We start from the raw sequence: 22,099 nt of genomic DNA on the forward strand, positions 1-22,099 counted from the left end.
TATCCAGGGACTTTCCTCGCCGTGCGGATATGCATAGTGTGTGAATTATGTTGACCCATTCCGTACGCACCCGCCGCAGCGCCGAGGAGTTCCCGCGCACCGAACAACTCGCCTGGAAGATCGCCGAGGTGGCCGCCGACCCGGTCGCCGTCGACGTGGAGACCGCGGACATGGTCATCAACCGGATCATCGACAACGCGGCGGTCAGCGCGGCCGCGGTGCTGCGCCGGCCGGTGAGCGTGGCCCGCGCGCAGGCGCTGGCGCATCCGGCGTCGACCGGCGGGGCCGGTGCCGCGGTGTTCGGCGTCGACGGCGCCCACTCCCCGGAGTGGGCGGCCTGGGCCAATGGGGTGGCGGTGCGCGAACTGGACTTCCACGACACGTTCTTGGCCGCCGATTACTCCCATCCCGGCGACAACATCCCGGCGCTGGTGGCCGTCGCCCAGCACCGCGGCGTGTCGGGGGCGGATCTGCTGGCAGGGATCGCCACCGCCTACGAGGTGCAGATCGACCTCACTCGCGGAATCTGCCTGCACCAGCACAAGATCGACCACGTGGCGCATCTGGGCCCGTCGGTGGCGGCGGGACTGGGCACCATGCTGAAACTGGACACCGAGACGATCTATCAGGCGATCGGGCAGGCGCTGCACCTGAGCACCGCCACCCGGCAGTCCCGCAAGGGGCTGATCTCCAGTTGGAAGGCGTTCGCGCCGGCCCACGCCGGCAAGATCGCGATCGAGGCGGTCGACCGCGCCGTGCGCGGCGAGGGGGCCCCCGCACCGATCTGGGAGGGCGAGGACGGGGTGATCGCCTGGCTGCTGGCCGGACCGGAGCACACCTACGAGGTCCCGCTGCCGGCGCCCGGCGAGCCCAAGCGGGCGATCCTGGACAGCTACACCAAGGAGCACTCCGCGGAGTACCAGAGCCAGGCGCCGATCGACCTGGCCCGCCGGATGCGGCAGCGCCTCGGCGATCTGGACCAGATCGCCACGATCGTGCTGCACACCAGCCACCACACCCACTATGTGATCGGCACCGGCTCCGGTGACCCGCAGAAGTTCGACCCCGACGCCTCCCGGGAGACCCTGGACCACTCGCTGCCCTACATCTTCGCGGTCGCGCTGCAGGACGGCAGCTGGCATCACGAACGCTCCTACGCCCGGCAGCGGGCTCACCGGCCCGACACCGTGGCGTTGTGGCGCAAGATCTCCACCGTCGAGGACCCCGAGTGGACGCGGCGCTACCACTCCACCGATCCGGCCGAGAAGGCGTTCGGGGCGCGGGCGGTGATCACCTTGAAAAACGGGGAGGTGATCACCGACGAACTCGCCGTCGCCGACGCGCATCCGCTGGGGGCGCGCCCGTTCGCCCGCCCGCAATACCTCGACAAACTGCGTGAACTGGCCGCCGACGTCGTCGACGCGTCCGAACAGCAGCGGTTCGTCGACGCCGCCGAGGGTCTCGGTGCACTCGACGGCGGCGCGCTGGGGGGACTCAACGTCACCGTCGATCCGCGGGTGCTCGACACCGCCCCCACGATCCCGGCGGGGATCTTCTGATGGCCGGGCTCATCGGGTCGGCGCGCAGCGCCGCGCAGAAGCGGGTCGCGTTGCGCGACGGGTTGAACTCCGGTCGCTTGCAACGGCTTCCGGGTGCGTTCTCACCGCTGGTGGCCAAACTGGTCGCTGAGATCGGCTTCGACGGGGTCTACGTCTCCGGGGCCGCGCTCTCCGCGGACCTGGCCCTGCCCGACATCGGGCTGACCACCCTGACCGAAGTCGCCGGGCGCGGGGGTGCGATCGCCGCGGCCACCGAGCTGCCGACCCTGATCGACGCCGACACCGGCTTCGGTGAACCGATGAACGCCGCGCGCACGATCACCGTGCTCGAAGACGCCGGTCTGGCCGGATGCCACCTCGAAGACCAGGTGAACCCGAAACGGTGCGGGCATCTCGACGGCAAGGCGGTGGTCGCGGTGGAGGAGATGGTCAAGCGGGTGCGCGCGGCCGTGGCCGCCCGGCGCGATCCCAACTTCGTCATCTGCGCACGCACCGACGCCGCCGCCGTCGAAGGGCTGCCCGCCGCGATCGAGCGGGCCCGCGCCTACGCCGACGCCGGCGCGGACCTGATCTTCACCGAAGCCCTCACCGAGGCGGCGGAGTTCGAACAGTTCCGCGCCGCGGTCGACACCCCGCTGCTGGCCAACATGACCGAGTTCGGCAAATCCGAACTGTTGACCGCCGACCAGCTCGCCGGGATCGGCTACAACGCGGTCATCTACCCGGTGACCACGCTGCGGCTGGCGATGTTCGCCGTGGAGGCCGGTCTGCGTGAGATCGACGCGGCCGGCACCCAGGGCGGGCTGCTCGACCGCATGCAGCACCGCAGCCGACTCTACGAGCTGCTGCGCTACGCCGACTACAACCAGTTCGACGACGACATCTTCAACTTCACGCTGCGCGAAGGGAACCGATGACGATGGCCGGCAACACCGACCCACAGATCCGCAAAGGCCTGGCCGGGGTGGTCGTCGACACGACCGCGATCTCCAAGGTGGTCGCCGAGACCAACTCGCTGACCTACCGCGGCTACCCGGTGCACGACCTCGCCGGGGCCTGCACCATGGAACAGGTCGCCTACCTGCTGTGGCACGGCGAGCTGCCCTCCGATGCTGAGCTGGCGCTGTTCTGCCAGCGGGAACGGGCCAGCCGCCGACTGGACCGGTCGCTGCTGTCGCTGCTGGCGAAACTGCCCGACACCTGCCACCCGATGGACGTGGTGCGCACCGCGATCAGCTACCTGGGCGCCGAAGACCCGCAGGAGGACGACAGCACCGCCGCCGCCAACTACGCGAAGTCGCTGCGGATGTTCGCCGTGCTGCCCACCATCGTCGCCGCCGACCAGCGCCGGCGCCGCGGGCAGTCCCCGATCCTGCCGCACAGCCAACTCGGCTACGCCCAGAACTTCCTGCGGATGTGCTTCGGGGAGGTGCCCGACCCGCTGGTGGTCGACGCCTTCGAACAGTCGATGATCCTCTATGCCGAGCACGGATTCAACGCCTCGACGTTCGCCGCGCGGGTGGTCACCTCCACCCACTCCGACATCTACAGCGCGGTCACCGCGGCGATCGGGGCGCTCAAGGGCAGTCTGCACGGCGGGGCCAACGAGGCGGTCATGCACGACATGATCGAGATCGGTGAGCCCGACCGCGCCGCCGACTGGCTGCACGCCAAGCTCGCCGGCAAGCAGAAGGTGATGGGATTCGGTCACCGCGTCTACAAGCACGGTGATTCCCGGGTTCCGACGATGCGGGCCGCGCTGGAGCGGGTCGCAGACGCCCGCGACGGAGACCGTTGGCTGCAGATTTACCGGGTGCTCGAGGCCGAGATGGCCGCAGCGACCGGGATCAAACCCAACCTCGATTTCCCGACCGGCCCGGCGTATTACCTGATGGGGTTCGACATCGCGATGTTCACCCCGCTGTTCGTGATGAGCCGGATCACCGGGTGGACCGCCCACATCATGGAACAGACCGCCTCCAACGCCCTGATCCGCCCTCTGAGCGCCTACTCGGGCCACGATCAGCGGCCGCTGCGCGCCGGGTAGCTCGGGGCGCCCTCAGGCGCGCGCGGCGGCCTTGGCTGCTTCGGCTTTCTTGGCCGCCTTGGCGGCTTCCCGCTCCAGCAGGTGGGCGCGTCGCTCCTCGAACCGCACGACGTCGTGCTGCAACTTGTCGAGGTACTCTCCGAGCTCGTTGCGGCGCTGCTCGCCGAGCGGCCCGAAATCGTTGCGGTCGAACACCTTCCACTTCTTCAGAGTGGGAATCAGCACCTCGTCGAGATGCTGGCGCAGGTCATAGATGCCGTGTTTGACCATCAGCACCCCGTTGCGCCGCCAATTGGGCATGCCCCGGCCGGGCATGTCGAATTCCTTGACCACCCGGGTGACGGCGTCCATCGTCTGGTCGGGGGCCAGGTCGAACGCCGCGCCGGTGATGTTGCGGTAGAACACCGAGTGCAGGTTCTCGTCCAAGGCGATGCGTTTGAGCATGTTGTCGGCGATCGGGTCGTTGCAGACCCGGCCGGTCTGGCGGTGGCTGACCCGGGTGGCCACCTCCTGGAAGGTCACATAGGCGGACTGGATCAGCACCCCCCCGAAGTCCGGTGGCGCGACGATGCCGCGGGTCATCACGATCGTGCGGGTCTTCTCCAGCTCGATCGGGTCGACGCCGCGGGTGACCACCAGGTAGTCGCGCATGGCGATGCCGTGCCGGTTCTCCTCGGCGGTCCAGGTGCCCACCCAGGTGCCCCAGGCGCCGTCGGTGGAGAGGTTCTCGGAGATGTAGCGGTGATAGGACGGCAGATTGTCCTCGGTGAGCAGGTTGGTGATCATCGCGACGCGAGCCACCTCGGAGAGCTCGGACTGCTCGGGCTCCCAATCGACCCCGCCCAGCGCGGCGTAGTTACGGCCCTCCGACCACGGCACGTAGTCGTGCGGATTCCAGGGTTTGACCAGGGAGAGGTGTCGGTTCAGGTTGTCGGCTACCGACGGTTCCAGCTCGGTGAGGAGCTGGAGTTCGGTTAACTCCTTTGCCATGTCCGCCCAATCGTTGTCGCTCGGCGTGCGCTATCGTCCGCGCGGTACCGCCTGTTCCACGGTATCGCGGATGCGGTGCGGGTGAAAATCCTCGGCGCCCGACACGCCGGGCCGGATCGGGGGTGTGAACCCCCGGTGCCCTCGGTACTCCCACGATACTAAGGTCAGCCTGTCCCGCGGACCAAACCGAACTGAGGTGGCTGATGTCGCGACTGTTCCCCGAGTACCGGCCCGGCTGGGAGACCGATCAGCACCGTGAGCTGCGCAAACATGCTCGGGAGTTCTTCGCCAAGGAAGCCACCCCGCACCAGGAGCGGTGGGTGGAACAACACGGCGTCGACCGCGAGTTTTGGACCAAGGCCGGGGCGGCGGGTCTGCTCGGATTGGATCTGCCGGAGGAATTCGGCGGTGCCGGCGGCGACTACGCGATGCACGCCGTGGTGCAAGAAGAACTGGTCTACGCCCACGACCAGTGTTTCGGGTTCTCGGTGCACTCGCCGATCGTGGCGCACTACCTGTACACCTACGGCAACGCCGAACAGCGCCAACGGTGGCTTCCGAAGGTCATCAGCGGCGAGGCGGTGCTGGCGATCGCGATGACCGAGCCCGGCACCGGCTCGGATCTGCAGTCGGTGCGCACCACCGCGGTGCGTGACGGTGATCACTACGTCATCAACGGGTCGAAGACGTTCATCTCCAACGGCACCCACTGCGACATGGTGGTGATCGTGGCCAAGACCGACCCGTCGCAGGGGGCGGCCGGGGTGTCGCTGATCGTCGCCGAGACCGACGGTCTGGCCGGCTTCGAACGCGGCCGGGTGCTCGCCAAGATGGGGCAGCACGGCCAGGACACCCGTGAGCTGTTCTTTTCCGACATGCGGGTGCCGGTCGCCAACCTGCTGGGGGAGCGCGAGGGGCTCGGTTTCTACCAGCTGATGGAGCAGTTGGCCCGCGAGCGGCTGATCATCGGCAGCCTGTGCGCCGCGCTGGCCGAGGCGGCGATACTGGAGGCGATCGACTACTCCCGCCAGCGCGAGGCGTTCGGCCGTCCGATCGGCAACTTCCAGAACACCAAATTCGTGCTGGCCGAATGCAAGACCGAGGCGCTGGCGATCAAAACGTTGGTCGACTACGCCATCGCGCAGTACGTCGACGGCCACAACGACCCGATGACCGCGTCGATGGCCAAGCTGTTCGCGGCGGAGAAATGCGATCAGATCGTCGACAAGTGCCTGCAGATCTTCGGCGGCTACGGCTACATGACCGAATACCCGATCGCCAACATGTACACCGGTTCGCGGGTCAACCGCATCTACGGCGGGACCAGCGAGATCATGAAGGAGATCATCAGCCGGTCGCTGTGAGCGCCGGCAGCGGGACGCCCGACGGGCGAACGCCGAACCCGCCCCCGGGCGGCGAGAACACGTTCTACGGTGTCGGCATGGGATTCCTCAAGCCGGACCTGCCGGTGGTCGACTTCGCCGAATGGAGCACCGGGACCCGTGCGCAGAAGATCCGCCCGATGGCCAAACAGTGGGCGGAGGTCGGCTTCGGCACCCCGGTGGTGCTGCACCTGTTCTACGTCCTCAAGGTCGCCCTCTACGTCGTGGGCGGGTGGCTGGTCGTCGTCGCCACCCCCGGCATCGACGGGTTCACCGCGGTGGCGGCGTGGTGGCGCGAGCCGATCGTGTTCGAAAAGGTCGTGCTCTACACGATGCTGTTCGAGGTGATCGGGCTCGGGTGCGGCTTCGGTCCGCTGAACAACCGGTTCTTCCCGCCGCTGGGGTCGATCCTGTACTGGCTGCGCCCGGGCACCATCCGCCTGCCCCCGTGGCCGCGCCGGGTGCCCGGCACGCGCGGCACCACCCGCACCCCGCTGGACGCGGCCCTCTACGGCGGCCTGCTGGTGATGCTGACGGTGGCGCTGTTCTCCTCCGGCACCGGCCCGATCCCGGAGTTGGGCACCACCGTCGGTGTGCTGCCGGCGTGGCAGGTGATCACCGTGCTGGCGCTTCTCGGCGTCGTCGGGCTGCGCGACAAGGTGATCTTCCTGGCCGCGCGCGCCGAGGTCTACGCCCCGCTGACGGCGGTGTTCCTGCTCACCGGGGTCGACATGCTCATCGGCGCCAAGGTGATCTTCATGGTGATCTGGATCGGCGCGGCCACCTCCAAACTCAACCGGCACTTCCCGTTCGTCATCGCCACGATGATGAGCAACAACCCGCTGGTGCGGCCGCGGACCCTCAAACGCCGGTTCTTCCGGCAGTTCCCCGACGACCTGCGCCCGGGGTGGCCGGCACGGACCCTCGCCCACATCTCCACCGCCATCGAGATGGGCGTTCCGCTGGTGCTGTTCTTCTCCCACGGCGGCTGGCCCACCGCGATCGCGGCGCTGGTCATGGTCGGCTTCCACCTGGGCATCCTCGCGGCGATCCCGATGGGGGTGCCGCTGGAGTGGAACGTGTTCATGATCGTCGGCGTGCTGACGCTGTTCGTCGGGCACGCCGAGTTGGGTCTGACCGATCTGCATCACCCGTGGGCGGTGGCGCCGCTGTTCGCGATCAGCGCGGGCACGGTGGTGGTGGGAAACCTGCTGCCGAACAAGGTGTCGTTTCTGGCGGGGATGCGCTACTACGCCGGAAACTGGGACACCACCCTGTGGTGTCTGACCCCGGCGGCGGAGGAGAAGATCAACCGCGGCCTGGTCGCGATCGCCAGCATGCCCGCCGCCCAGCTGGAGCGGTTCTACGGCAGCAAGGAGGCCGCCCAGATCCCCATCTACATGGGGTACGCCTTCCGCGGGTTCAACACCCACGGCCGGGCGTTGTTCACGCTGGCGCACCGGGCGATGGCCGGGCGCGACGAGGGCGACTACACCCTGACCGACGGGGAGCGGATCTGTTCGACCGCGGTCGGCTGGAACTTCGGCGACGGGCACATGACCAACGAACAGTTGATCGCCGCGATGCAGCAGCGATGCGCATTCGCGCCCGGCGAGGTGCGGGTGGTGATCCTCGACGCCCAGCCGATCCACCGCCATACCCAGCGCTACCGTCTGGTCGACGCCGCCACCGGCGAGTTCGAGCGCGGATTCATCAAGGTGGCCGACATGGCCGACAGCCAGCCGTGGGAGGACGACCTGCCGGTCCATGTGACCGCGCCGCGCCAGCCCGGTTGAGCCCGGCCGGGCCGGGCCCCGGTCACTTCTGCAGGGTGTACTGGCAGACGTCGAGATGGCCGCTGGCGAAGTACTGTCCGCACCCGTTGAGGTATTTGTCGAACCGCTCGTAGGCCTCGCGGCCCTGGATCTCGATGGCCTTGTCCTTGTGGGCCTCCAGCGCGTCGGCCCAGTCGCGAAGCGTGCGCACATAGTGCGGCTGCAGCGACTGGACCCGGGTCACGGTGAATCCCGGCTTCGGGGCGATCCGCTCGATCATGTCGCGTGACGGCAACTGGCCGCCGGGGAAGATCTCGGTCATGATGAACTTCGCGAACCGGGCCTGCTCGAAGGTCATCGGCAAACCGCGCCGGCGCATCTCGTCGACGTGCAGGGAGCTGATCGTGTGCAGCACCATGACCCCGTCGGCGGGCATCGCGTCATAGGCCATCTGGAAGAACGCGTCGTACTTCTCGTGGCGGAAATGCTCGAACGCCCCGATCGACACGATCCGGTCGACCGGCTCGTCGAACTCCTCCCAGCCCTGCAGGCGGACCTCGACGCGGCGGTCGGTGGGGATCGCCGCGAGCCGCTCGTCGGCCACGATCTTCTGCTCCTTGCTCAGCGTCAGCCCGATGACGTTGATGTCGTAGTTCGCCAGGGCCCGTTGCAGGCCGCCGCCCCAGCCGCAGCCGACGTCGAGCAGCGTCATCCCGGGTTGCAGTCCCAGCTTGCCCAGCGCCAGATCGAACTTCGCGTTCTGGGCTTCGCTGGTGGTCGTGTCGTCACGCTCGTAGTAGCCGCAGGTATAGCCCATCGTCGGGCCCAAAAACAGCGCGTAGAACTCGTTGGAAATGTCGTAGATCGACTGGAGAAGCTCATAGTTCGGCGTCAATGTTGCCATGGGATATCCACTCTTGCGAAGGAAAGTCGCGGCTGTCCGATCCGGGGGGATAAAGACGCTTTCCGGTGTCTTGCGCAACCGCTGGTGCATTCGGGAACTATAACACCGGAACGCCATTGTGAATGGTCGAGGAAATCGTATTGTGACCATTGTTTACGCAGTTCAGCGAGCCATATGGCGATGCATTTCGATGCGTAAGAGTCTTTGGTCCCGAATTAATCCGCGACGGTCAGTATTTCGTCGGCGACGCGTTCACCGGAACGGATCGCGCCGTCAATGTAACCGGTCCAAATGGTGGCCGTTTCGGTGCTCGCCCAGTGAATGCGTCCGACCGGCTGGCGCAATGCGCGCCCGTAGCGGGTCCAGGTTCCCGGCCCCAGCACCGCGGTGTAGCCGCCGCCGGAGAACGGGTCGGCCGACCAGTCCTTCTCCACATAGGTGAGCGGGTGCCGGGCGCGGGGGCCGAACAGCCGGGTGAAGGCGGCGACGACGGCCTCGCGGCGCTCGTCGGCGGACCGCCGGGAGAACCGGCGGGCGGCCGCGCCTTCGAAGAAGCCCAGCAGCACCCCCGGGGAACCGCCGGGCGCGGTGTTGTCGAACACCGCGCTGAGCGGTCCGGCGATACTGGCGGCCTGCCCGCTGAGGCCGTCCCGGCGCCAGAACGGCTCGTCGTAGGCGGCCATGCATTTGATCACCGACCCCATCGGGGTGCGCCGGGTCAGTGCGGTGCGGGCGGCCGGCAGCACCGGGTGGTAGTCGAGTTGACCGGCCAGCGCCGGTGGCAACGCCACGACCACCCGGGGGGCGCGCCAGCCCTCGCCGTCACCGGCGACGACGGTCACCGTGTCGGCGTCGCTGTGGATCGCGCGGACCGGCCGGCCCAGCAGCACCCGTGGCCCGAGCCGGCTCGCCAGCCCGGTCGCCAGCAACTGGGTGCCGCCGACCACCCGGTCCTGCCGGGCGCCGCCGCTGGTGCCGATCAGGCTGTCGAAACCACCCCCGGAATGCAGGTAGAACAGCGCATGCAGCAGCGACAGCTCATCGGGTTCGCACGCCCACACCGCCCGGACGGCCACCGTCAGCAATTCGCGTGCGGTGCGGGTGGCGACGTTGCGGGACAGCCACGTCGCCAGCGTCACGCCATCCCGGCGCCCGGCGTGCGGGGCGCTCCACGGCGCCTGCAGCGGAACCCGCCGCGCCATCCGATCCAGCCGGGTCTGCGCCTGGGCGATGTCGGCGAGCACCACCGGGTTGATCCGCGGGATCGTGCCGCGGTAGCGCAGCAGCGCCCCGTCGCGGCGCTCCAGCAGGTTCGCCCCCGCCGTGTGGGTCGGATACAACGCCAGATCCAGCCGGGCCGCCAGCGTGCGGGCCCGGGTCTGGGTGGGCCCCAGCCACTGGCCGCCGACCTCGACCACCTGGGTCGGGTCGGCCGGGTCCAGGACCTCGTTGAGCACCCGGCCGCCGACGCGCTGGCGGGCCTCGATCACCAGCACCGACCGCCCGGCGGCGCTCAGGCGGTCGGCGGCGGTGAGCCCGGCCATCCCCGCGCCGACGACGATGACATCCGCGTCGGTGCCCACGGGAAAAACGGTAGCCCACCGCCGCCGGGCCGATCGCGGTGACGGCGGGTGTTACAGGCCGGCGCGCGCCTCCTTGGCGGCGGCGACCAGGTTGGTCAGCGAGGCGGTCACCTCGTCGGTGCGGCGGGTCTTCAGACCGCAGTCGGGGTTGACCCACAGCCGCTGGGCGGGCACCGCCTGCAGCGCCTCCCGCAGCGACTCCACCATCTCCTCGGCGCCGGGCACCCGCGGCGAGTGGATGTCGTAGACGCCCGGCCCGACGCTGTTGGAGAACCCGATCGCGTTGAGGTCGTCGAGCACCTCCATGTGGGAGCGGGCCGCCTCGATCGAGGTGACGTCGGCGTCCAGATCGGCGATCGCGCCGATGACCTCGCCGAACTCCGAGTAGCACAGGTGGGTGTGGATCTGGGTGGCGTCGGACACCCCGGAGGTGGCCATCCGGAACGCTGCGACCGCCCACCGCAGGTAGGCGTCCTTCGCGGCGTCGCGCAGCGGCAGCAGCTCACGCAGGGCCGGCTCATCGACCTGGATCACCGCGATCCCGGCGTCCTGCAGATCGACGGTCTCGTCGCGGATCGCCAGGGCCACCTGGTTGGCGGTGTCGGCCAGCGGCTGGTCGTCGCGGACGAACGACCACGCCAGGATCGTCACCGGACCGGTCAGCATGCCCTTGACCGGCTTGTCGGTCAGCGACTGGGCGTAGCTGATCCAGTCGACGGTCATCGGGTGCGGGCGGGCCACATCGCCGTAGAGGATCGGCGGGCGCACACACCGGCTGCCGTAGGACTGCACCCAGCCGTTCTGCGGGGCGAAGAACCCGTCGAGCTGCTCGGCGAAGTACTGCACCATGTCGTTGCGTTCCGGCTCGCCGTGCACCAGCACGTCGAGGCCGAGCTCTTCTTGCAGCGTGATCACGTCGGCGATCTCGGCCTTCATCCGCCGGTCGTATTCGGCGCGGTCGATCTCCCCGGAGCGCAGCGCCGCGCGGGCCTTGCGGATCGCCGAGGTCTGCGGGTAGGAGCCGATCGTGGTGGTCGGCAGCGGCGGCAGCTTCAGACGGGCGTCCTGGGCTTCGCGCCGCGCCGCCGCCGCACCGCGCTGGGTGCCCGCGCCGGTGATCGCCGCGATACGGCTGCGCACCTGCTCGTTGCGCAGCCGGGGGTCGGTCTTGCGGGCGGCCACCGCCGCATCGGAGGCCGCGATCTGATCGGCGACGGTGTCGCGGCCGTCGCGCAGCGCCCGCGCCAAGACGATCACCTCGGTGACCTTCTCGGCGCCGAACGCCAGCCAGCTGCGCAGGCTGTCGTCGAGGTCGGTCTCGGCCGCCAGGGTGTAGGGGACGTGCAGCGTCGAGCAGGACGTGGACACCGCCACGGTCTGCGCGCTGCCGAGCAGCGTGGCCAGCGTCGCCAGCGCGGCCTCCAGGTCGGTGCGCCACACGTTGCGGCCGTCGACGATGCCGGCCACCAGGGTCTTCTCCCGGAGCTCCGGGACGGCGCCCACCTGCGCCAGGGCGGTCTTTCCGCCGGCGACCAGGTCGACCCCGATCGCCTCGACGGGGGTGCGGGCCAGCGCGGCCAGCCCGTCGCCGGGGTCGCCGAAATAGGTGGCGACGTGGATGGCGGGCCGTTTGCTCGCCGAGCCCAGCGCGGTGTAGACGCGCTCGGCGAGCGCCGGGGCGTCCGCGGAGATGTCGGTGACCAGCACCGGCTCGTCGAACTGCACCCAGTCCGCCCCGGCGTCGGCCAGTTGGCCGAGCAGCTCGGTGTAGAGCGGCACCAGCTCGTCGATCCGGTCGATCGGGGCGCCGGCGCCGCCGACGGCCTTGCTCAGCAGCAGGAAGGTGATCGGGCCGACCACGACCGGGCGCGCGGCGACGTCGCGGCCCAGCACCTCGGCGGCCTCCGTGAGCTCAGCGAGCACCTTGGTGGCGTCCAGGGCGAACCGGGTGTCGGGGCCGATCTCCGGGACGATGTAGTGGTAGTTGGTGTCGAACCACTTGGTCATCTCCAGCGGCTGGATGGTGTCGGTGCCGCGGGCGGCGGCGAAGTAGCGGTCCAGCTCGTCGTCGACCTCGGCGACCCGCGGCGGCAGCGCCCCGAGCATCACGGCGGTGTCGAGCACCTGGTCGTAGTAGGAGAACGTGTTCACCGGAACGGAGTCCACCCCGGCCTCGGCCAGCGCGGACCAGGTGTCGCGGCGCAGCGTGGCGGCGACCGACTCCAGGTCGGCACGGCTGGTGCGGCCGGCCCAATAGCCCTCGGTGGCGCGCTTGAGTTCGCGGCGCGGGCCGATGCGGGGAGAGCCGGTAACGGTGGCGGTAAACGGTTGAGCGGTCACTGTGGGTCCTTCACTCGCGGATGGGGCCATCGCCAGCGGACGCGCAGCCGATCCGGTTGTGGTCAGTGCGCACGCCAGGCGTAGCCACTGCAACCCAGACGGCCTGGCGCCCATTCCTCGAGGCGATCAGCCACCGGGCGCGGCGCGCCCGGTGCAGCAGGCAGGTTTTCGGACTCGCAGGCGCGCACCGAGGGTGCTCCTAGTGGCCGTCGCTTCCCAGTCGGGGCAGAGCCCCGGGCGACCAGTGCTGATGACGGCGGTCGTTCCTGCATACCGCTGCGGGACAGTCCCGGATTCTCACCGGGTTCCCTCTCGTGGCACGGGTGCCACTCGATGCCGTCCCCGCCGGGGGGCGGGTGGGCAGACCAGCTGCACGCCCGAGGCTACCGGGTCGCGTCCGGCTGCGGGCGCCCGGTGAGGGCCTCGGCGATGGGGGTGGGGCCGTCGTTGAACTCGATCGTGCGCCGGATCGTCGCCGCACCGGTGCCGGGGTCCAGGGTCGCGGCGATGACCAGAGCGACGTTCTCCCGGGACACCTCGGCCTTGTCGACCTTGTCGGCCCGGTCGGCCTTGTCGGCCCGGTCGGCGTGGGTGCCCACCGCGATCGTGCCGGTGGCCGGCCCCAGCGTGAGACGACTCGGGCCGAGCACCGTCCAGTCCAGATCGGTGGCGCGCAGGTGCGCATCGGCGGCCGCCTTGGCCTGCGCATACGGGTAGAAACTGTTGTCGGCGGGCACCCCGTGGTCGGGTCCGGCGCCGAAGTAGGAGACCATCACGAACCGGCGCACGCCGGCCGACCCGGCCGCGTCGACGACCCGGATGGCGGCGTCGCGGTCCACCGCGTAGGTGCGCTCCGGGTTGCCCCCGCCGGCGCCGGCGGTGAACACCACCGCGTCGTGGCCGGTGATCAGCTCCGCCAGGGCGGCGGTGTCGAGCTGCTCGATGTCGCCGACCAGTGGTGCCGCCCCGGTCACCGCGACCTCTTCGGAATGATCCGGGTTGCGGAACACCGCGGTCACGGTGTCACCGCGCTCGGTGAGGATGCGGTGCAGATGCATGGCGACCTTGCCGTGGCCGCCGAAAACGATGATGCGTGCCATGGCGGCGACGCTACCGGAGTTCGCCGGCGAGCCCGGTCAGTCGAGCCCGGTCAGTCGATGGCGCGCAGGATCGCGCGGGCCAGACCGGTGCCGTAGCCGCCCGACCCCGCGTCACGGCACACCGCGACGTCGACGATGACGGCGTCGTGGCGTCCGAGGGCGCGGTCACAGCCCTTGCCGGTGTCGGCCGGCAGCGGATTGGGGAACACGATCGTGTTGAGCAGGTCGCCCTCGGTGTCGGTGTTCTTGCCGACCGCGGTGGTCTTTCCGTCGAAGGTGGCGCCGTCGGGGTAGGTGACCGTCACCGCCTTGTAGACGCAGCTGGACATGTCGGCGTACTGGTCGTTGAGGAACCGTTTGGCCGCCGCGGCGTCGGGGAACCGCACCACCGCCTCGATGACATTGGTGGTCACGCTGTTGCCGGGGCCGCGGAACCCCTGCACCACCATGTCGGTGTAGTCGATCCCGGAGTAGATCGTGGCCGTGGCGGGGATGACGTTGCCGGTGCACTCCGGCGGCGTGACGGTCACGGCCAGCGGTGCGGTGCCCGACTCGCCGGCCGACGGCGTCAACGGGCCTTTCATCCGCTCCTCGAGTTGCTCACGTGTTTGCAGGTACCCCGCCAGCGTGGAGTTCCCCGACTCCGGCGGCGAGCCCGCCGACGTCGACACGGGACTCGACGACGGGCCGGCATCCGGGCCGGCCGTATCCGCCGGCGGCGCCGACACCGTCGTCGAGGGGCCGGCCGCGGTGGAGTCCGATCCGGACCTGTCGCCGCGCGCCAGCACGATCAGCACCGTCGCCATCAGCAGCGCCGACACGGCGCCCACGGCGACCCACACCCAGACCCGCTTGTTCTTCGGCGGCGGGGGAAGAGGCGCCTGCGGGTACCCGGGGTAGGGCGGGTATCCCGGCTGGGGTGGCGGCCCGGCCGGCGGCCGGCCGTAGGGGCCCGGTGGCGGCGGCGCCCCGTGTGACCAGGGCCGGTGCGGGGGCGTGCTCATCGTCGCGGTCTCCTCGGGTGGATGTCGATGCATTCGGGTGCGCCGACGGGCCGGATCAGCATAACCACCGGCAGGCCCGGCGCCGGACACCAAAAGGGGTACCGGGCGTGGCCGCCGCGGGCCGCCCTGAGATCCTGGTCACTACGTGCGGTCCGAGATTCAAAGGAGAACGACATGGCCGAAGCCGTCATCGTCGAGGCGGTGCGCTCACCGATCGGCAAGCGCAACGGTGGTCTGGCCGGGGTGCACCCGGCGGACTTGTCCGCCCAGGTGCTCAACGGTCTGGTGCAGCGCACCGGGATCGACCCGGAGATCGTCGACGACGTGATCTGGGGGTGTGTCATGCAGGCCGGTGAGCAGGCCCTCGACATCGGCCGCACCGCGCTGATCACCGCCGGCTGGCCGGAGAGTGTGCCCGGGGTGACCGTCGACCGGCAGTGCGGGTCCAGCCAGCAGTCGGTGCACTTCGCCGCGGCCGGTGTGGTCGCCGGGCACTACGACGTGGCCGTCGCCGGCGGGGTGGAGTCCATGTCGCGCACCCCGATGGGATCGTCGCTGGCCAACGGTGGTCGGCCGTACTCGAAGACCTACCTGGATCGTTACGACGGGGTGGTTCCGAACCAGGGCATCGGCGCGGAGATGGTCGCCGAACAGTGGGGCCTCTCGCGCACCCAGCTCGACGAGTTCTCTCTGGCTTCCCATGAAAAGGCTGCCGCCGCACAGGATTCCGGTGCCTTCGAAGACGAGATCGTCGCCATCAAAGACGCGGACGGGGCCGCGGTGACCACCGACGAGGGCATCCGCCGGGGCACCACCTTGGAGAAGATGGGCCAACTCAAGCCCGCGTTCAAAGAAGACGGCGTCATCCATGCCGGCAACTCCAGCCAGATCTCCGACGGAGCCGCGGCACTGCTGTTCATGTCGGCGGAGAAGGCGAAGTCGCTGGGGCTCAAACCGCTGGCCCGGGTGCACACCGCCACGCTGGCGGGGTCCAATCCGGTCATCATGCTGACGGGCCCGATTCCGGCAACCCAGAAGGCGCTCAAGCGATCCGGGCTCAGCGTCGACGAGATCGGTGTGTTCGAGGTCAATGAGGCGTTCGCTCCGGTGCCGATGGCCTGGCTCGCCGACATCGGCGCCGACGAGAAGAAGCTCAACCCCAAGGGTGGGGCGATCGCCCTGGGGCACCCGCTGGGCGGGTCGGGTGCACGGTTGATGACGACTATGCTCTACCACATGCGGGACAACGGTATTCAGTACGGCCTGCAGACCATGTGCGAGGGTGGCGGCCAGGCCAACGCGACGATTTTGGAGTTGCTGTGACAGACACGACCGACCAGCCCGCGGCTCTTCAGGAGCTCCGCGGCAACGTTCTGGTGATCACGATCAACCGGCCCGAGGCGCGCAACGCGGTCAACGGCGCGGTCAGCACCGCCGTGGGCGACGCGCTGCAGAAGGCCCAGGACGACCCGGAGGTCCGTGCGGTGGTGCTCACCGGCGCCGGGGACAAGTCGTTCTGCGCGGGAGCGGATCTCAAAGCGATCTCCCGCGGGGAGAACCTGTTTCACCCCGAACGTCCCGAGTGGGGCTTCGCCGGCTACGTGCACCACTTCATCGACAAGCCGACGATCGCGGCGGTCAACGGCACCGCGCTCGGCGGCGGCACCGAGCTGGCGCTCGCCAGTGACCTGGTGGTCGCCGAGGAGCGCGCCCAGTTCGGGCTGCCCGAGGTCAAGCGCGGACTCATCGCCGGTGCCGGCGGGGTGTTCCGGATCATGGAGCAGCTGCCGCGCAAGATCGCCCTGGAGATGTTGTTCACCGGCGAGCCGATGAGCGCGGCCGATGCGCGCACGTGGGGCCTGATCAACGACGTCGTCGCCGACGGCACCGTGCTGGACGCCGCCTTGGCGCTCGCCGAGCGGATCACCGTCAACGCGCCGCTGTCGGTGTGGGCCAGCAAGCGGGTCGCCTACGGCGCCGACGACGGCGTGATCGCCGAGGAGGAACTCGGCTGGTCGCGGACCACCCGCGAGTTCGGCACCCTGCTCAAGTCCGAGGACGCCAAGGAAGGGCCGATGGCGTTCGCCCAGAAACGCCAGCCGGTGTGGAAGGCGCGCTAGAACCCGGGCCCGGGATCGGCTCGGTCAATCTGCCGCGGCGCGACGCGGTGCTCGCTAAGTTGGGGTGATCGGACCCGGCGACGTCGAGGAGGCGCTCGGTATGAGCCACCCCAGCGCGAACGAGCCCGGTGTGGCTCGCGAGTTCCTCACGATCATCACCAATATCGCTGTGCCGCACAACGAGCCGCCGTCGCTGGTGTTGCGGCGCCGGGCGGTGGTCGCAGTGGTGCTGGTGGCCGGTGCGGTGCTGCTGGGCTGGGGGATGCGCCACGACGTCACCGACCCGGCGTTCGCCTGGTCGATGGTCGCCCTGGCCGGGGTGTGGGCCGGCGGTGCGCTGGCCTCCGGGCCGCTGCACCTGGGCAGTGTCCGGTTCCGTGGGCGCTATGAGCGTCCGGTGTTCACCGGCACCGGGATCGGCGTGGTCGTCGGAGCCCTGTTCGTGCTCGGAGCGTGGGCAACCCGGCAGATCCCCGCGGTCGCCGACGCCGCCGACGGGCTGCTGGGGCGGGCCGACGAGAGCAGCCTGCGGCTGCTGGTGGGCCTGGTGGTGCTCAACGCGATCGCCGAGGAGATGTTCTTCCGCGGTGCGGTCTACACCGCGGTGGTGCGGTTCTACCCGCTGGTGATCTCCACGGTGCTCTACGCCGCGGTCGTCGCGGCCAGCGGCAACTGGCTGCTGGTGGTGGCCGCGGTGATCCTCGGTGTGGTCTGCGGGGTGGAGCGTCGCGCCACCAACGGGGTGCTGGCGCCGGTGTTGACCCACCTGGTGTGGGGCCTGGCGGTGGTGCTGGTGTTGCCGTCGCTGTTCGGGGGTTAGCCGCGCCCAGGGTTAGCGGCGCGCGGGGTTAGCGGCGCCCAGCGTTAGCCGCACCGAGCGTGAAGCTAGGTTCACGTTCGGTCGCGAGCGTGAACCTAGCTTCACGTTCGGCGGGGTGGGGGCGGGGCCCCGGGCGCCCGAGGCCCGGGCCCCGGAGCGCTCAGCTGTCGGTGAACTCCGGGTTGCGGCGCTCCTGGAACGCCTTGATGCCCTCACGGAAGTCGTTGGCCGCCAGCAACTGTGACTGCCCGACGTACTCGCGGTCGAGGGTGGAGTCCAGGGCGGTCAGGGTCGCGGTGTTGATCGCATCCTTGGTTCTCGCGAACGCCACCGCGGCCCCGGTCTTCAGTCCGTCGATGACCGCGGCGACCTCGTCGTCGAATTTCTCGGCCGGGTAGACCGCGCTGATCAGGCCCCAGTCCAAAGCGTCGGCCGCGGGCAGCCGTTCGGCGAGCAGCGCCATCCGCAGTGCGCGGATCCGGCCGATCGCCGCGGCCACCAACGCCGAGGCGCCGCCGTCGGGCATCAGCCCGATCTTGGTGAACGCCAACATGAAAAACGCCTTCTCCGAGGCGAGCACCAAATCGCAGGCCAGGGCCAACGACACCCCCACCCCGGCGGCCGGTCCCTGCACGACGGCCACCACGGGTCGCGGCAGCGCGGTGATCGCCCGCACCGCACGGTTGGCGGCGACGATGATGTCGGTGGGCACCCCGCCGGCGACGTCGTCGGCGCCGATGCCGGCACCGGAGCTGAAGCCGCGCCCGGCGCCGCCGAGGCGCACCACCTTGACCCGCGCGTCACGCGCGGCGGCCTCCATGACCTCGGCGATGCCGTCGAGCACGTCGGTGGTCACCGAGTTGAGGCTGTCGGGGCGGTTGATCGTCACCGACAGCACACCGTCGGTGAGGTCGACGAGGATCCCGTCGACGGGGGCCAAGATGTCCAAAGTCGTCATGGGCCACACCTTAAGCGGCCGGGTTGCCGAGGTCTCACCGGAGGCTGCCATGATGCACAGCACACAGTTCGGCGACGAGGAGGTCGGTCATGGCAGGTCCACTGCAGGGGTTGCGGGTCATCGAGTTGGCCGGGATCGGGCCCGGCCCGCACGCGGCGATGATCCTCGGTGATCTCGGCGCCGATGTGGTCCGGGTGGAGCGGCCGCCGAAATTCGGCAACGAGCCCAGCAAGGACACCATGCTGCGCAACCGGCGGTCGGTGACCGCCGACCTGAAGTCCGATGAGGGGCGCGAGCTGGTGCTGGCGTTGGTCGCCAAGGCCGACGTGCTCATCGAGGGGTTCCGCCCCGGCGTCACCGAGCGTCTCGGGCTCGGGCCGCAGGACTGCGCGAAGGTCAACGAGAAGCTGATCTACGGCCGGATGACCGGCTGGGGTCAGGACGGTCCGCGGGCGCTGCAGGCCGGCCACGACATCAACTACATCTCGCTCAACGGGGTGCTGCACTCGATCGGCCGCAAGGGGGAGCGGCCGGTGCCGCCGCTGAACCTGGCCGGTGACTTCGGGGGCGGGTCGCTGTTTTTGCTGGTCGGCATCCTCTCCGCGCTGTGGGAGCGGCAGAGCTCCGGCAAGGGCCAAGTGATCGACGCCGCGATGGTCGACGGCGCCAGCATGCTCGGCGCGATGATGTGGAGCTTCCGTTCGCAGGGGCTGTGGAGCGACGAGCGCGGTGTCAACATGCTCGACACCGGCGCCCCCTACTACGACACCTACACCTGCGCCGACGGGCGCCACGTCGCCGTCGGGGCGATCGAGCCGCAGTTCTACGCCGAGCTGCTGGCCAAGCTCGGGCTCGACGGCGCCGAGTTGCCCGCGCAGAACGATGTGAGCCGCTGGCCGGAGCTGCGGGAGCGCTTCACCGAGGCGTTCGCCGCCCACGACCGCGAGCACTGGGCGGGCGTGTTCGCCGGCTCGGACGCCTGCGTGACCCCGGTGCTGTCCTTCGGCGAGGTCCTCGAGGATGCGCACATCGTCGAGCGCGACACCTTCTACGACGTCGGCGGCTACCTGCAGCCGCGCCCGGCGCCGCGGTTCTCCCGCAGCGTGCCCGACACCCCGGTGCCGCCGGCCACCCCGGGGGCCGACAACCAGACGATCCTCGACGATTGGGTATAGTCCAACCAACCAGTAGGTTGGGCGGCGCCCGGGGCGCCGGAAAGGAACCGATCAGTGCAGATCAAAGACGCGGTAGCGGTCGTCACCGGCGGAGCCTCCGGGTTGGGGTTGGCCACCACCAAACGGCTGCTTGACGCCGGCGCCCAGGTGGTGGTGATCGACCTCAAGGGAGCCGAGGCGGTCACCGAACTCGGGGAGCGTGCCCGCTTCGCCGAGGCCAACGTCACCGACCCCGACGCGGTCGCCGCCGCCCTCGATGTCGCCGAGGAACTCGGCCCGCTGCGGATCAACGTCAACTGCGCCGGCATCGGCAACGCGATCAAAACCGTCAGCAAGAACGGGGCGTTCCCGCTCGACGAGTTCACCCGGGTGCTGCAGGTCAACCTCGTCGGCACCTTCAACGTGCTGCGGTTGGCCGCCGAGCGGATCGCCAAGACCGACCCGGTCGGTCCCGCCGACACCCCCGAGCGCGGGGTCATCATCAACACCGCCTCGGTGGCCGCCTTCGACGGCCAGATCGGCCAGGCCGCCTACTCGGCGTCCAAGGGCGGGGTGGTCGGGATGACCCTGCCGATCGCCCGGGACCTGTCGCGTGAGCTGATCCGGGTGTGCACGATCGCGCCCGGGCTGTTCAAGACGCCGCTGCTGGGCTCGCTGCCGGAGGAGGCGCAGAAATCGCTCGGCGCGCAGGTGCCGCACCCGGCCCGCCTGGGTGACCCCGACGAGTACGGCGCGTTGGCCGAGCACATCATCGTCAACCCCATGCTCAACGGCGAAGTGATCCGCCTCGACGGCGCGATCCGGATGGCGCCGCGGTAAACGCCGCGGCAGAGGAGGACAGACCATGAGCCTGACAACGAAGTTCACCGACACGTTCGGTGTCGAGCACCCGATCGTGCAAGGCGGGATGCAGTGGGTCGGCCGCGCCGAGCTGGTGGCCGCCGTCGCCAACTCCGGTGCGCTGGGGTTTCTGACCGCGCTGACCCAGCCGACGCCGGCGGATCTGGCCGCCGAGATCGAACGCACCCGCGAGCTGACCGACAAGCCGTTCGGGGTGAACCTGACGATCCTGCCGACGATCAACCCGCCACCGTATGACGAATACCGCCAGGTGATCGTCGACGCGGGCATCAAGATCGTCGAGACCGCCGGATCCAACCCGGCCCCGCATCTGCCGATGTTCCACGACAACGGCATCAAGGTGCTGCACAAGTGCACCTCGGTGCGTCACGCGGTCAAGGCCCAGAGCCTCGGCGTCGACGGCATCAGCATCGACGGCTTCGAATGCGCCGGCCACCCCGGCGAGGACGACGTCCCGGGGCTGGTGCTCATCCCGGCCGCGGCGAACGAGATCGACATCCCGATGATCGCCTCCGGTGGGTTCGGCGACGCCCGTGGCCTGGTGGCCGCGCTGGCGCTGGGCGCCGACGGCATCAACATGGGATCGCGGTTCATGTGCACGGTCGAGTCGTGCATCCACCAGAACGTCAAGGAAGCCATCGTCGCCGGCAGTGAACGCGACACCGAACTGATCTTCCGGCCGCTGCGCAACACCGCCCGGGTGGCCTCCAACACGGTCTCTCGTGAGGTCGTGGAGATCCTCGACAAGGGCGGCCAGTTCCCCGACGTGCAGGAATTGGTGTCCGGGAAACGCGGCAAGCGGGTCTTCGACGACGGCGATCTCGACGCCGGGATCTGGACGGTGGGCACCGTGATGGGCCTCATCGACGACATCCCCACCGTCGGGGAGCTGGTGTCGCGGATCGTCGGGGAGGCCGAGGACCTGATCACCGGGCGGCTGGCCGGGATGGTCGAGAGCGAAAAAGAAGAGAACGTGGCCTGACCGGGGGTGACCCGGTCGGCGATCGGGCGGCAGCCCGGACAGGGATTGGGCGGCAGCCCGCCGGCTCAGTGCCGGTCCAGTGCCGGCTCAGTGCCGGTCACGCCGGTCCCATGCCGGTGACGCCGCAGGTGGGAACCGGTCAGGCGGCGCACGCCCGGTCTCGGGAGTGCGCCGCGCCGGTTACGGCGTCAGCTGGCGGTGGCCAGGTACTGGCCGTCGTCAAACTGCTCCGAGGTGTCGCCCTCCACCAGCACGTCGCCGTGGTAGAGCGCCTCGAAGTCAACCTTGATGACGTCAGAGCTTGAGTCGTCGATCCACATGCCTTGAAGCGTATGGGTCACTATTAAGGAATCATTGAGTCACGATTCGGAAAACAGTGGCAATTCCTACCGCGGAGTAGTGTTTGCCGTCGGGCACCGACCGGCCCGCTCACGCCGTCGTTTGCGGTGGTAGCAGCGGATCGACCCGCGGTGGTCGACTCGATGACCCGGTAGCGGAA

General features: G+C 69.6%; 19 protein-coding genes and 1 riboswitch. Of the genes, 11 read left to right on the plus strand and 8 right to left on the minus strand.

What is annotated here, in order from left to right:
- Positions 1 to 47: 47 nt before the first annotated feature.
- Genes prpD through B8W67_RS13050 form a run of 3 tightly spaced genes read left to right on the plus strand, consistent with a single transcriptional unit; the run spans position 48 to position 3,606 of the window.
- Positions 48 to 1,559: a 2-methylcitrate dehydratase PrpD gene (prpD, locus tag B8W67_RS13040; protein ID WP_085304404.1), complete on the plus strand. Its 1,512-nt coding sequence runs from the start codon at positions 48 to 50 to the stop codon at positions 1,557 to 1,559.
- Positions 1,559 to 2,476 (plus strand): methylisocitrate lyase, encoded by a 918-nt coding sequence (gene prpB / locus B8W67_RS13045; protein ID WP_085304406.1) that lies wholly within the window; start codon positions 1,559 to 1,561, stop codon positions 2,474 to 2,476. The genes prpD and prpB overlap by 1 nt, the downstream gene beginning before the upstream one ends.
- 2 nt (positions 2,477 to 2,478) lie before the next feature.
- Complete coding sequence (locus tag B8W67_RS13050; RefSeq protein WP_372507487.1) at positions 2,479 to 3,606, plus strand: bifunctional 2-methylcitrate synthase/citrate synthase; 1,128 nt, start codon at positions 2,479 to 2,481, stop codon at positions 3,604 to 3,606.
- A gap of 12 nt (positions 3,607 to 3,618) precedes the next feature.
- Here B8W67_RS13050 and B8W67_RS13055 read toward each other — a convergent pair whose 3' ends face one another.
- On the minus strand, positions 3,619 to 4,596 hold the full coding sequence (locus B8W67_RS13055) for an acyl-ACP desaturase (RefSeq protein WP_085304408.1): 978 nt from the start codon (positions 4,594 to 4,596) through the stop codon (positions 3,619 to 3,621).
- 203 nt (positions 4,597 to 4,799) lie between these two features.
- Between B8W67_RS13055 and B8W67_RS13060 the strand changes: the two genes are divergently transcribed.
- On the plus strand, positions 4,800 to 5,960 hold the full coding sequence (locus tag B8W67_RS13060; protein WP_069392519.1) for an acyl-CoA dehydrogenase family protein: 1,161 nt from the start codon (positions 4,800 to 4,802) through the stop codon (positions 5,958 to 5,960).
- A gap of 77 nt (positions 5,961 to 6,037) precedes the next feature.
- A complete protein-coding gene (locus B8W67_RS13065) occupies positions 6,038 to 7,774 on the plus strand; it encodes a DUF3556 domain-containing protein (protein ID WP_085304433.1) in 1,737 nt (578 codons plus the stop codon).
- A 22-nt stretch (positions 7,775 to 7,796) separates the two neighbouring features.
- Here the strand turns inward: B8W67_RS13065 and B8W67_RS13070 are convergent, their stop codons facing one another.
- The 5 genes from B8W67_RS13070 to B8W67_RS13090 all read right to left on the minus strand — a co-directional run bounded on the left by B8W67_RS13070 (position 7,797) and on the right by B8W67_RS13090 (position 14,684).
- Positions 7,797 to 8,657 carry a cyclopropane mycolic acid synthase family methyltransferase gene (locus tag B8W67_RS13070; protein ID WP_085304410.1) on the minus strand — a complete coding sequence of 287 codons (861 nt, stop codon included), beginning with the start codon at positions 8,655 to 8,657 and terminating at the stop codon, positions 7,797 to 7,799.
- Positions 8,658 to 8,872: 215 nt separating this feature from the next.
- Positions 8,873 to 10,240: a flavin monoamine oxidase family protein gene (locus B8W67_RS13075; RefSeq protein WP_109561788.1), complete on the minus strand. Its 1,368-nt coding sequence runs from the start codon at positions 10,238 to 10,240 to the stop codon at positions 8,873 to 8,875.
- Positions 10,241 to 10,291: 51 nt separating this feature from the next.
- Positions 10,292 to 12,580: a 5-methyltetrahydropteroyltriglutamate--homocysteine S-methyltransferase gene (gene metE, locus B8W67_RS13080; protein WP_234806752.1), complete on the minus strand. Its 2,289-nt coding sequence runs from the start codon at positions 12,578 to 12,580 to the stop codon at positions 10,292 to 10,294.
- A 160-nt stretch (positions 12,581 to 12,740) separates the two neighbouring features.
- A riboswitch (cobalamin riboswitch) is annotated at positions 12,741 to 12,910 on the minus strand.
- 53 nt (positions 12,911 to 12,963) lie between these two features.
- Positions 12,964 to 13,680 carry an SDR family oxidoreductase gene (locus B8W67_RS13085; protein ID WP_085304414.1) on the minus strand — a complete coding sequence of 239 codons (717 nt, stop codon included), beginning with the start codon at positions 13,678 to 13,680 and terminating at the stop codon, positions 12,964 to 12,966.
- 50 nt (positions 13,681 to 13,730) lie between these two features.
- On the minus strand, positions 13,731 to 14,684 hold the full coding sequence (locus B8W67_RS13090) for a sensor domain-containing protein (protein ID WP_163797308.1): 954 nt from the start codon (positions 14,682 to 14,684) through the stop codon (positions 13,731 to 13,733).
- A 174-nt stretch (positions 14,685 to 14,858) separates the two neighbouring features.
- Between B8W67_RS13090 and B8W67_RS13095 the strand changes: the two genes are divergently transcribed.
- The 3 genes from B8W67_RS13095 (at position 14,859) to B8W67_RS13105 (ending at position 17,624) form a co-directional block, all read left to right on the plus strand.
- Entirely contained in the window at positions 14,859 to 16,007 is a 1,149-nt protein-coding gene (locus B8W67_RS13095; protein WP_069392525.1) for a thiolase family protein, read from the plus strand.
- Positions 16,004 to 16,804: a crotonase/enoyl-CoA hydratase family protein gene (locus B8W67_RS13100; RefSeq protein WP_069392526.1), complete on the plus strand. Its 801-nt coding sequence runs from the start codon at positions 16,004 to 16,006 to the stop codon at positions 16,802 to 16,804. Before B8W67_RS13095 ends, B8W67_RS13100 begins: the two co-directional genes overlap by 4 nt.
- 100 nt (positions 16,805 to 16,904) lie before the next feature.
- On the plus strand, positions 16,905 to 17,624 hold the full coding sequence (locus B8W67_RS13105; protein WP_085304437.1) for a CPBP family intramembrane glutamic endopeptidase: 720 nt from the start codon (positions 16,905 to 16,907) through the stop codon (positions 17,622 to 17,624).
- A gap of 160 nt (positions 17,625 to 17,784) precedes the next feature.
- Here the strand turns inward: B8W67_RS13105 and B8W67_RS13110 are convergent, their stop codons facing one another.
- Complete coding sequence (locus B8W67_RS13110; RefSeq protein WP_085304418.1) at positions 17,785 to 18,582, minus strand: enoyl-CoA hydratase; 798 nt, start codon at positions 18,580 to 18,582, stop codon at positions 17,785 to 17,787.
- A gap of 89 nt (positions 18,583 to 18,671) precedes the next feature.
- On the opposite strand from B8W67_RS13110, the gene B8W67_RS13115 reads away from it, so the two are divergent.
- Genes B8W67_RS13115 through B8W67_RS13125 form a run of 3 tightly spaced genes read left to right on the plus strand, consistent with a single transcriptional unit; the run spans position 18,672 to position 21,600 of the window.
- The gene (locus B8W67_RS13115) at positions 18,672 to 19,757 is read left to right on the plus strand and encodes a CaiB/BaiF CoA transferase family protein (protein WP_069392528.1); all 1,086 of its coding nucleotides are present in this window, start codon (positions 18,672 to 18,674) and stop codon (positions 19,755 to 19,757) included.
- Positions 19,758 to 19,811: 54 nt separating this feature from the next.
- The gene (locus B8W67_RS13120; protein ID WP_085304420.1) at positions 19,812 to 20,576 is read left to right on the plus strand and encodes a 3-hydroxyacyl-CoA dehydrogenase; all 765 of its coding nucleotides are present in this window, start codon (positions 19,812 to 19,814) and stop codon (positions 20,574 to 20,576) included.
- Between the two features lie 25 nt (positions 20,577 to 20,601).
- Positions 20,602 to 21,600, plus strand: a complete 999-nt coding sequence (locus tag B8W67_RS13125) for an NAD(P)H-dependent flavin oxidoreductase (RefSeq protein ID WP_085304422.1) — start codon at positions 20,602 to 20,604, stop codon at positions 21,598 to 21,600.
- Between the two features lie 188 nt (positions 21,601 to 21,788).
- Here B8W67_RS13125 and B8W67_RS21535 read toward each other — a convergent pair whose 3' ends face one another.
- Entirely contained in the window at positions 21,789 to 21,920 is a 132-nt protein-coding gene (locus B8W67_RS21535; protein ID WP_109470128.1) for a hypothetical protein, read from the minus strand.
- Positions 21,921 to 22,099 lie beyond the last annotated feature (179 nt).

Source organism: Mycolicibacillus koreensis, assembly GCF_002104795.1.
Classification (GTDB): Bacteria; Actinomycetota; Actinomycetes; order Mycobacteriales; family Mycobacteriaceae; genus Mycobacterium; species Mycobacterium koreense.

What these genes read in the sequence shown, in the direction of transcription:
- B8W67_RS13095 (WP_069392525.1), top strand. Translation starts at nt 14,859, where the DNA reads ATGGCCGAAGCCGTCATCGTCGAGGCGGTGCGCTCACCGATCGGCAAG.
- B8W67_RS13125 (WP_085304422.1), top strand. Translation starts at nt 20,602, where the DNA reads ATGAGCCTGACAACGAAGTTCACCGACACGTTCGGTGTCGAGCACCCG.
- prpB (WP_085304406.1), top strand. Translation starts at nt 1,559, where the DNA reads ATGGCCGGGCTCATCGGGTCGGCGCGCAGCGCCGCGCAGAAGCGGGTC.
- prpD (WP_085304404.1), top strand. Translation starts at nt 48, where the DNA reads ATGTTGACCCATTCCGTACGCACCCGCCGCAGCGCCGAGGAGTTCCCG.
- B8W67_RS13065 (WP_085304433.1), top strand. Translation starts at nt 6,038, where the DNA reads ATGGGATTCCTCAAGCCGGACCTGCCGGTGGTCGACTTCGCCGAATGG.
- B8W67_RS21535 (WP_109470128.1), bottom strand. Translation starts at nt 21,920, where the DNA reads ATGTGGATCGACGACTCAAGCTCTGACGTCATCAAGGTTGACTTCGAG.
- B8W67_RS13055 (WP_085304408.1), bottom strand. Translation starts at nt 4,596, where the DNA reads ATGGCAAAGGAGTTAACCGAACTCCAGCTCCTCACCGAGCTGGAACCG.
- B8W67_RS13105 (WP_085304437.1), top strand. Translation starts at nt 16,905, where the DNA reads ATGAGCCACCCCAGCGCGAACGAGCCCGGTGTGGCTCGCGAGTTCCTC.
- B8W67_RS13070 (WP_085304410.1), bottom strand. Translation starts at nt 8,657, where the DNA reads ATGGCAACATTGACGCCGAACTATGAGCTTCTCCAGTCGATCTACGAC.
- B8W67_RS13110 (WP_085304418.1), bottom strand. Translation starts at nt 18,582, where the DNA reads ATGACGACTTTGGACATCTTGGCCCCCGTCGACGGGATCCTCGTCGAC.
- B8W67_RS13060 (WP_069392519.1), top strand. Translation starts at nt 4,800, where the DNA reads ATGTCGCGACTGTTCCCCGAGTACCGGCCCGGCTGGGAGACCGATCAG.
- B8W67_RS13090 (WP_163797308.1), bottom strand. Translation starts at nt 14,684, where the DNA reads ATGAGCACGCCCCCGCACCGGCCCTGGTCACACGGGGCGCCGCCGCCA.
- B8W67_RS13085 (WP_085304414.1), bottom strand. Translation starts at nt 13,680, where the DNA reads ATGGCACGCATCATCGTTTTCGGCGGCCACGGCAAGGTCGCCATGCAT.
- B8W67_RS13115 (WP_069392528.1), top strand. Translation starts at nt 18,672, where the DNA reads ATGGCAGGTCCACTGCAGGGGTTGCGGGTCATCGAGTTGGCCGGGATC.
- B8W67_RS13050 (WP_372507487.1), top strand. Translation starts at nt 2,479, where the DNA reads ATGGCCGGCAACACCGACCCACAGATCCGCAAAGGCCTGGCCGGGGTG.